General features: G+C 38.2%; 12 protein-coding genes. All 12 read left to right on the top strand.

Going from position 1 to position 9,709, the window contains the following annotated elements; translation table 11 throughout:
- A partial coding sequence (locus O970_RS09945) for a phage tail terminator protein (RefSeq protein WP_166667105.1) occupies positions 1–492 on the top strand: 492 nt, incomplete at its 5' end.
- Positions 482–667 (top strand): DUF2635 domain-containing protein, encoded by a 186-nt coding sequence (locus O970_RS08930; protein ID WP_133459360.1) that lies wholly within the window; start codon positions 482–484, stop codon positions 665–667. The genes O970_RS09945 and O970_RS08930, both read left to right, overlap by 11 nt.
- Complete coding sequence (locus O970_RS08925; RefSeq protein WP_133459359.1) at positions 657–2,156, top strand: phage tail sheath subtilisin-like domain-containing protein; 1,500 nt, start codon at positions 657–659, stop codon at positions 2,154–2,156. The genes O970_RS08930 and O970_RS08925 overlap by 11 nt, the downstream gene beginning before the upstream one ends.
- Positions 2,156–2,518: a phage tail tube protein gene (locus O970_RS08920; RefSeq protein ID WP_133459358.1), complete on the top strand. Its 363-nt coding sequence runs from the start codon at positions 2,156–2,158 to the stop codon at positions 2,516–2,518. Before O970_RS08925 ends, O970_RS08920 begins: the two co-directional genes overlap by 1 nt.
- On the top strand, positions 2,518–2,820 hold the full coding sequence (locus O970_RS08915) for a phage tail assembly protein (RefSeq protein WP_133459357.1): 303 nt from the start codon (positions 2,518–2,520) through the stop codon (positions 2,818–2,820). Before O970_RS08920 ends, O970_RS08915 begins: the two co-directional genes overlap by 1 nt.
- A 195-nt stretch (positions 2,821–3,015) precedes the next feature.
- Complete coding sequence (locus O970_RS08910; protein WP_133459356.1) at positions 3,016–4,884, top strand: phage tail tape measure protein; 1,869 nt, start codon at positions 3,016–3,018, stop codon at positions 4,882–4,884.
- 3 nt (positions 4,885–4,887) lie between these two features.
- Positions 4,888–6,198, top strand: coding sequence for a DNA circularization protein (locus O970_RS08905; RefSeq protein ID WP_133459355.1), 1,311 nt, complete (start codon positions 4,888–4,890; stop codon positions 6,196–6,198).
- Entirely contained in the window at positions 6,195–7,274 is a 1,080-nt protein-coding gene (locus O970_RS08900; protein WP_133459354.1) for a phage baseplate assembly protein, read from the top strand. Before O970_RS08905 ends, O970_RS08900 begins: the two co-directional genes overlap by 4 nt.
- The gene (locus O970_RS08895) at positions 7,252–7,830 is read left to right on the top strand and encodes a phage baseplate assembly protein V (protein WP_133459353.1); all 579 of its coding nucleotides are present in this window, start codon (positions 7,252–7,254) and stop codon (positions 7,828–7,830) included. The genes O970_RS08900 and O970_RS08895 overlap by 23 nt, the downstream gene beginning before the upstream one ends.
- A 49-nt stretch (positions 7,831–7,879) precedes the next feature.
- Positions 7,880–8,293, top strand: a complete 414-nt coding sequence (locus tag O970_RS08890) for a phage GP46 family protein (RefSeq protein ID WP_133459352.1) — start codon at positions 7,880–7,882, stop codon at positions 8,291–8,293.
- Positions 8,286–9,353 (top strand): baseplate J/gp47 family protein, encoded by a 1,068-nt coding sequence (locus tag O970_RS08885; protein ID WP_133459351.1) that lies wholly within the window; start codon positions 8,286–8,288, stop codon positions 9,351–9,353. Before O970_RS08890 ends, O970_RS08885 begins: the two co-directional genes overlap by 8 nt.
- Positions 9,344–9,709 (top strand): putative phage tail protein (locus O970_RS08880; RefSeq protein WP_133459350.1); only part of this gene is annotated, 366 nt, incomplete at its 3' end. The genes O970_RS08885 and O970_RS08880, both read left to right, overlap by 10 nt.

Genomic DNA, 9,709 nt, shown 5'->3' with positions numbered 1-9,709 from the left:
GATAGTGTAAAGACGAATCAATCACAAACTGATTATTGGCAACATGTGACAGAGCAGTTTGGGGTTATCGTTGTATTAAAATCATACGATAAACAACAGCATCATGAAGCCTATGACATTATCGACAAGATAAAAATTGAACTTTGGCGTGCACTGCTTGGACTTGAGCCATCACCAGCACACTATCCGATACAATACAACGGTTGTAAATTGCTTGCTTTATATGGTGAGCAGCTTTTTTATCAGTTTAACTTTAGTGCCGTGCGAGAAGTTGGGTTTGAAGATACGCGGCAATATTTCGATCTACACGTTCTTGATCACCCTATTACTGTGCCAGATGCCAGCGACGGGGATAATAGCAACGCGCCATTATATAACCCATTAGCTATCGGCAACTTCGACACCCTGTCAGGGACGACCAATGTAAGGGAAGTAGGGGTAACTGTCAATTTTCACAATAATCATCTCTATGAGGGCAATAATGATAATTAAACCTGTCAATGACAAACAGGTATATGATCCAGATAACGGGGATTATTTACCTGCTAACGGTCGTAATGTTGAGTTTAACCAATACTGGGCTAGACGACTGGTAAATAACGATGTTGAAGAAGTAAAAACATCGAATTTCAACAAGAAAAAAAGGGTAGAACAAAATGACAATTAGTTTTAATAGTATTCCTAATAATATTAGAGTACCTTTATTTTACGCTGAAGTGGATTCATCTGCGGCTAACACAACCCAAGATAGCGGTGCTTCATTAATTATAGCGTATCCGCTAGCAAATAGCCCAATTGAACGTAATAAGCTAATGATTATGCCATCTGCCGATCTTGCTAAAAAACTAGCAGGACGAGGTAGTCAGCTGGCTAGAATGGTTGACAGCTATCGAAACATCGATGATTTTGGCGAGTTATGGGTAATTGCTGTTGATGAACCTGCGGCGGGTGCTAAAGCAACTGGAGAGATTAAAATATCAGGCACAGCAGGCGAAACAGGGACATTAAGTTTATATATCGGCAACACCAAAGTTCAATCACGCGTAACTATTGCTGATACAGCAGAAAATATTATCAATGCACTAACTAATGCGATTAATGCTAATCTTGATTTACCGGTTACTGCCGTTGTCAACAATGGCGTAATCACATTAACAGCAAAAAACAAGGGATTGAATGGCAATGATATTCCACTATGCTTTAACTATTACGGCGCCATCGGCGGAGAAGAGACGCCTGACGGTTTAAAAATAGTTATCACGCAAATGCACGGAGGAAAAGGAACGCCAGACTTAACGCCAGTTATTGCTTCTATGGGTGATAAACTACTCGATTTCATTGCTTTTCCATTTAATGATTTATCATCACTTGCAACGTTTAATCGTGAAATGGATGACACAACAGGGCGCTGGAGTTATACCCGTCAGTTATATGGTCATGCCTATACCGCGAAAAAAGGCGATTTATCCGAACTAGTAGAATTTGGTGATAAATTAAATTACCAACATATTACGGTTGCTGGTTATGAAAAAACCATTCAAACAAGTATTGATGAATTAGTTGCAATGCGAACAGCGCGGAATGCGATTTTTATTCGTAACGATCCAGCTCGCCCAACCCAAACGGGATTATTAAATGGGGCATTACCCGCATCTGATAGTGAACAATTTACCCTAACAGAGCAACAATCCTTACTTAGTCACGGCATAGCCACCACCTACGTTTCAAGCGGTAATTTATTGATACAACGTGATATCACAACTTATCAACGTAACAGTTATGGTATCGCTGATAATAGTTATTTGGATAGTGAAACACTTCATACGCTGGCTTATGTTTTACGTAAATTACGTAGTGTGATTACATCAAAATACCCACGGCATAAACTGGCCAATGATGGCACGCGATTTGGTGCAGGACAGGCAATTATCACACCTGCCGTTGCTAAGGCTGAAATCAACGCCACCTATCGACAATTAGAATTACAAGGCTTGGTAGAAAATTTTGAACTGTTCAAAAAGAACTTAATTGTTGAACGAAACATCAACGATCCAAATCGATTAGATGTTTTATTCCCACCAGATTTAGTTAATCAATTACGTGTTTTTGCTGTGCTAGCACAGTTTAGATTGCAATATCCAGAGGAGAAAAACTAATGACAAAACGACGTATTGCAGGAACAACTTACATTAAAGTCGATGCTAACCAACTGTCACTTACAGGCGGTATTGAAGTCCCGATGAATACGAATGTTAAAGAGAGTATTATTGGGTTAGATAATAGCGTTCACTATAAAGAAACATTCCGTGCACCCTATATTAAAGGCACGTTTAAAGTACCGGGTGATTTTCCGATCGACAAACTGATGTCCAGTGACAACATGACCATTACCGCAGAATTAGCTAATGGTAAAGTTTACGTGTTATCAAATGCATGGGTGGAAGGTGAAGTCAATCACAATGCAGAAGAAGGTACAGCTGAACTTGAGTTTCATGGTGAAGAAGGATTTTATCAATAATGAAAGAAATTAAATTATCACAGCCGATCATGGCACACGGCAATGAATTACATGTACTTGAGTTAAAAGAGCCTACCGTCAAGGATATTAAAAAATTGGGTTTTCCGTTTGACAGCAGCATGATTGGTGAGCCGAAAAAAGTGGCTGATTACATTGTCGCGTTAGGAAATGTTACCCCGAGTTCGGTTGAACAACTCACGCCGTACGATTTTCTAATGATTACGGCTGAAATCATGATGTTCTTTGCCCCAAAGGAGACAGGCGCGATCCCTACAGCCGAGGAACAGGTGACAGCGGATTAATTACCACTGAATATCTTGTCGACCTCTGTTTTGAACTTGCCAAATACTGGCAAGTTTCTCCCTTTTATCTTATTGAAGAGCGCTCACTTTCCGACATTTTCGAACTCTGTGAGCAAGCAAATCGCATAGAAAATAGCAAGGAATCATCCTAATGGCAGACCATAATGAAACCAATGTGAATGAAGGTAGAGATCAATGTCGCCACAATTAGACCGAATAAGACAAAAACTTCAAAATTTCCAACAAAATTTTCAACAACAGATTAGCAATTTGAATTTGGACAAATTAAGTCTTAAAGATGCTATTGCTGGAAATGGTATTTCTGCGCCCTTTGTAAAAGGGATGAAAGATGCGATGGCGTATCAAAAAGTGATGATTGACATTAGGAAAGTTGTTGACTTTGATACGCCAGAGCAATTCAAGCAGATGGGGCAAGATATTCGTAACATGTCGCTTAGCTTACCCATGGCGACTGAAGATATAAGTGCCATTGTTATGACAAGTGCACAAGCAGGTATTGCCAAAGAAGAATTAAAACAATTTACCGATCATGCTATAAAAATGGGTATTGCCTTTGATATTTCAGCCGAAGATGCAGTCAATACCATGACGACTTGGCGAAAATCGTTAAAACTCACTCAAAATGAAATTATTGACTTATCTGATAAGATCAATTTATTGAGTCGTACACAAAATATAAAAGCAAAAGATATTTCCGACATCGTGACAAAAATTAGTCTACAAGATGAATTTTCTGGTAACAGCACAGGTGAATTGGCCGCATTAAGCGCAACCATGATTGCATCGGGTACTAATGCTGATCAAACCACAATCGGAATTAAAAACTTGATATCGACGCTAACATCAGGTGCAGGTGCGACAACAAAACAACAAGAGGCATTTCAACAGCTAGGGATGACATCCGCCGAACTGGCTAACAGAATGCAGAAAGATGTAGCAGGAACTATTACCTCGGTACTTGAATTGCTAGATAAAATACCTAAAGAACAACAATCTAAGTTATTAGGCGACTTGTTTGGTGAAGAAAATATCGCAGGTATTTCTCCTTTACTCGACAATATAGAACAATTAAAAATCAACTTTAATCAAGTTGGTGATGCATCGCAGTATGCGGGTTTAATGCAAAAGGAATATGAATCAAAAAGCGCTACAACTGCAGACGAACTACAACGTTTTAATAACTCGCTTGACCATATTAGCATAACAATTGGTGAAACATTATTACCTATCTTTACTGAACTATTACAGACCTTAACTCCATTAATTGTATCATTTGGGGAGTTTATACAACAACACCCTGAGCTCGTAAAAATGGTCGCTGCTGTAGTTGCAGGATTAATTGGATTAGGTGCTGTCTGCAATGGCGTAAATACCATCATTGGTACAGTAATAACAAGTATTAATTTTTTCCAAGCTGCATTAAGAACATCGATGTTTATTGTAAATGGTTTTATTTTTGTGAAATTAAAATTATTGGCCGCATTACATACAGTTCGTCGAGCATTTATCGTGTTAAATGCTATTATAATGAGTAATCCAATGGTATTTATCTTGACCGCTATCGGTGTTGCTATCGCTGCTGCTGTTACACTGATTATCGTCTACTGGGATGAAATTACTGCATTTTTCCGTAATTTATGTTCGACTGTTAAGCCTTATTTCATGCCAATCTATAATTTCTTTGTTTCGTTAGGGGATAAGTTATGTGCAGGCTGCGATTTTATTACAAATAAAATTGAGTCAATATCTGATTATTTTAGCGGCTTATTTGATAAAAATGACAAGAAAGTAAAAGTGATGGTCGATACATCTAGTTTACCGAAAGAACTACCTAGGTCAATGGTGACATTACCAGATTATCAAGCCCCTCGAATGCCACTTAATCAATTTTCAAATAATAATGCTACTCAAAACCGCAACGGTGAATTAGTGGTGAAATTTGCAAATGCCCCACAAGGAACTATCATAAAACAAACTAAACAAGTATCTGGTATTAACACGAGAGCCGATGTTGGTTGGAATATCTATGCGGTAGGAGGATAATTAATGAACTGTATGAACTGGTTAAATGATTTATTGCCAGCAAGTTTTCGTGGTGTACCATTCCAAGTAAATGGTACATCATCTGAATTTGGGCGGCGCAATCAAACACACGAATACCCATTTCGAGATGTTCCCTATACAGAAGATTTAGGCCGCGCTGCGCGTAAAAATAAAATTGAGGCCTTTGTGATAGGTGATGATCACAAAGAACAAGCTGAAAAACTGATAGATGCGATCGAGACCGAGGGTGCAGGAATACTTATTCACCCTATGCTTGGTGAACTGAATGTGAATATTGTTGACACTGCAACGGTTAGTAATTCAGTTGAAAACGGACGAATGAGCGTTATCTCCTTCTCATTTGTTGAAGCAGGTGAATTAATCTTTCCAGATTCATCGGTTGCCACCGATGATGTAGTTGATGAAAATGCCGATAATGCTGAGCAGCAGCTATTAGCTGTATTTGATGATTTTGATTTAGTCGATGTTCCCGATTTTGTCCAGAGCGGTATTTTGGATGATACTACGTCAATTTTAAATGAGATTACTGAGACATATAATACGGTAAACCCATCTGTTCATGATGAGGTTAAAAATTTAAATAACCATTTATCTTCTATTCTTAGCACGGGCGGTCAATCTATTGTTTATTCGCTTAAAAATGTTTGGAGCAGTGTGTCAAAATTAGACTATTCTGTAAATCGTCTTGTTTCAAAAGTGAACATGTTTACTGGCATAGCCTTTATAAAACAACTTGCACCTTGCTATATCTGGCCCATAGATAGCAAATCCACTCAAAAAAGGAAGAAAAATCAAAACCTAATTAATACCGCTATTCGAGTAACGGCATTAACCGAGGCGGCGCGAATCATGGCATTACTACCCAAACAAGTTGAAGATAAGAAAAAACACGCATTTGCTTCGGTTGCATTAGCTTCGACAAAAGGTAAAAAAGAGAACGCTGTTAATCAACGTTATACATCATCCGCTACTCATTCAATGTCATTTGATGATTTGCTGGCACTTAAAAAATCCATTAATGAATCTTTTGATAAAGAATTATCGCGGACCGAGCATGATGACTTATATTTTGCACTAGTAAAATTGAAAGCAGCGATTAATCAAGATATCCATACTCGTTTAATCAAAATAGAAAAAACGATGGTTTATATCCCTAATCAAGTTTTACCTGATTTAGTGTTATCTCATTATCTCTATAATAATGCAACACGTTGGGATGATATATCGATTCGCAATAACGTTCTACACCCTGGTTTTGTTCCAGTTAAAGTGCTGCGAGTACCGACACCATGAGCAATAATAAAGTTTTTTTAAAGGTTAACCACAAATATTTTGGTGGTTGGTCAGAAGTGTGTATTTCCGCTGGTATTGAACGGTTAGCTAGGGATTTTAATGTCACTATCACCCGTCAATGGCCAACTTCTGCTAATGATAACATAACAAAAATTGATATTAAAAATGGTGATTTAGTTGAAGTATTTATCGATGATGACATAGTTTTAACTGGTTATGTCGAATCATTGCCAATTAGCTACAATGCCAGCTCGCTATCAATGAGAATCGTTGGTAGAAGTAAAACAGCTGATTGTATCGATTGCAGCGCTGAACCTAAACAATACAACAGCAGTTCTACTATTCAGGTAATTCAAGATTTAGTTAACCCCTTTAAACTCAATGTAATTAATCAAGCTGGAAATGCTGGCATGATTAGTGTTCAAGCAGACCAAGGTGATACGGTGTTTGATGTCATGAGAAAAATAATGGGTATGCAACAACTTATTGTCTTTGATGATGAACAAGGGCAAGTAGTGATTGGCGATATCGGCGCTGATGAAGCAAAAACAGCACTGGTTCTTGGTGTTAATATTTTATCTGCAAATACGGAAAAAAGTGTCGTAAATCGTTATTCCGATTATTTTGTATCAGGACAAGGAGTCGGTAATGATGATAACTTCAGTCAAGTCACCTTAGCATCAGTTAAATCAACCAGCAAAGATGAACATATTTTAAGGTATCGACCATTAATTATTCAACAATCAGGCGATGCTAACAACGCTACCTGTCAAGAACGCTGTGAGATGGAAAAAACATTAAGAGCAAGTAAAACCAGAGAAGTCACTTATACCGTCCAAGGATGGCGGCAGGACGATGGAACTTTATGGAAACCAAACCAAATGGTCATCGTTGACGATCCTCTGCTGGGGTACGACAAAGAGCAGTTGGTTATTGCTGAAGTAAAATATAGCTTAAACGGTAGTGGTACACTATGTGAACTAAAAGTCGGTCCAATAGAAGCCTATTTCCCTGATAAGAAAAAAACGGGAAATAAAAAAGAGAAACATGCAGATGGCGGGTATGTTAATGCGTAAAGTACTAAATAAAATAATGAACATCGTTTCACGCGGCTATATCACATTTAGTAATAGTTCGAGTAAATGCCAAACATTACAGATAAAAATGTCAGGTGGAGAACAAAAAAGTGATATAGAGCATATAGAGCCTTACGGTTTTACTTCTCGTCCTTTAGATGGTGCAGAAGCTGTGGCGCTTTTTTTAGATGGTGATAAATCACATGGTGTTATTTTAGCAGCGGGTGACCGACGTTATCGTATTAAATCTCTCAAAAAAGGCGAAGTGGCGATTTATACCGATGAAGGTGACTGTATATGCTTAAATCGTGATAATCAAATTAACATAAAAACGAAAAAATTTATTGTGAATGCGGAGGAGTTAATAGAACTCAATGCCAAAAACGTTTTAGTTAATGCTTCATCCCAAGCACAGTTTACTACACCATTATTAACTTCAACTGGGGATATTGCTGATAAAACCAGCACCATGACTAATATTAGAACCATTTATAATGGTCATACACATAACGAAACCGACTCAGTTACACAATCCCCTAATCAATTATTGAAATAACTATCACTTTATAAACCGTCTAATGACGGTTTTTTTATGGTTAAAAAAAATGATATTAACAGTAAATGGTAGACATACCTATCCCACTAATGGTCGAAATAAGTTATATCGGGCACTAATAATTTCGCTATTCACATGGCGACGAAAAAACGACGGCGATGATACTGATCATCCCTACGGCTGGTGGGGTGATTCATATCCAAGTATAGCAAATGACAAGATAGGTTCACGACTTTATCTATTATCTCGCACTAAATTAACCAATCAGACAGCCAACTTTGCAAAAATTTATATAAAAGAAGCGTTGCAATGGATGATTGATGACGGGATAGCTTCTCGTATTGACATTGCAGTAACGCGAACTGATTTAACCCAGTTAGCGGCTACCATCAATATTTATCAAAAAGATGGCACCAACGAAGAATTTAAGTTTGATAATTTGTGGAGTGATATCAATGTCTAGTGGATTTTCAAGACCAACTTTACCCGATTTAATAACAACTATACGCAATGATTTATACGCTCGCCTAGCTGTGGATGATGAATTAATTTCACTGCGTCGCAACGATCCAGAGGTCTATGGACGAGTGATAGCAGGGGCAACACATGTCTTACTGGGCTACCTAGAAAACATGGCACAAAATATTTTACCCGATCAGGCTGACGAAAACTGGTTAATTCGACATGGTAATATGAAACGCTGCTATAGAAAACAGCCTACCCCCGCAGTGGGCTATATTCGCTTTGATGACGTCAGCGATGGCATTACTATTCCAAAAGGTCAAAAAATTCGGCGTCAGCTAGATCAGTGCATGTACACAGTTACCGAGACAACTACATCAAAAAATAGCGTGTTAAGCGTACCTATTATTTGTGATGAAGTAGGCAAAAAAGGGAATTGTGACGATGGTACAAAAATGTCCCTTATTACCCCAGTGACCGGGCTATCATCAATATGTTTTGCTGATTCCGTTGAATCTGGTACCGATATTGAAGATTTAGAGGCATTTAGAAAACGCGTTATCGATAGATGGTATTACACACCACAAAGTGGCGCTGACCAAGATTATATCCAGTGGGCAAAAGAGGTTCACGGTGTTACTCGCGCTTGGTGTTATCGCCACTGGATGGGGACGGGTAGCGTTGGTCTAATGGTCGCCAATAATGATCCGGTAAACCCAGCTGTAGATAGTACAACTATTCAAAATATTAAAAAACATATTGAACCGCTGGCACCGGTTGCGGGTGCCATGTTAATTGTGTTTTCACCTATCGCGAAAGCAATTAATTTTAAAATTATGGTTACGCCTGACAACCCGGAAATACGTTACCAAATCGAGGCCGAATTAAAATCATTTTTATTAAGAGAAGGCCAGCCCCAAACAACATTATTTAGATCACGTATTAGCGAAGTCATAAGTGCCTCGTTTGGAGAATATGCCCATGAACTGATTTATCCTGATAAAGATATTTTTATAGAAAAAAATCAAATAGCTGTTTTTGGAGGGATTGAATGGATATAGAAAAACAGTACCAAAGTATGGTTGGACACCTACTGCCCTATGGTCCCGCGTGGGATAAAGCAGATCCAATCCTGCTTTCTCTGGCATTAACATTATCAAAAACACATCTACGATTAGATGATTTAATGCAAGAAATCGACCCCAAAACTACCACAGAGCTTATTGATAGATATGAACAAATTTGTGGCTTACCCGATAGCTGTTATAGCGTAGAATCGCAAACATTAAGTATGCGCCGCGATCGTCTTGATTCTAAGATAAATCTGACTGGAGGGATAAATAAAGATTTTTTTCTCCAAGTATTGCAGGCAAATGGTTATCAAGACGCAACCATCACAAACTATAACAACGATGTA

The organism is Candidatus Schmidhempelia bombi str. Bimp (genome assembly GCF_000471645.3).
In the GTDB taxonomy this organism is placed as follows: domain Bacteria; phylum Pseudomonadota; class Gammaproteobacteria; order Enterobacterales; family Orbaceae; genus Utexia; species Utexia bombi.
This window is presented reverse-complemented; position numbering and strand designations above follow the sequence as displayed.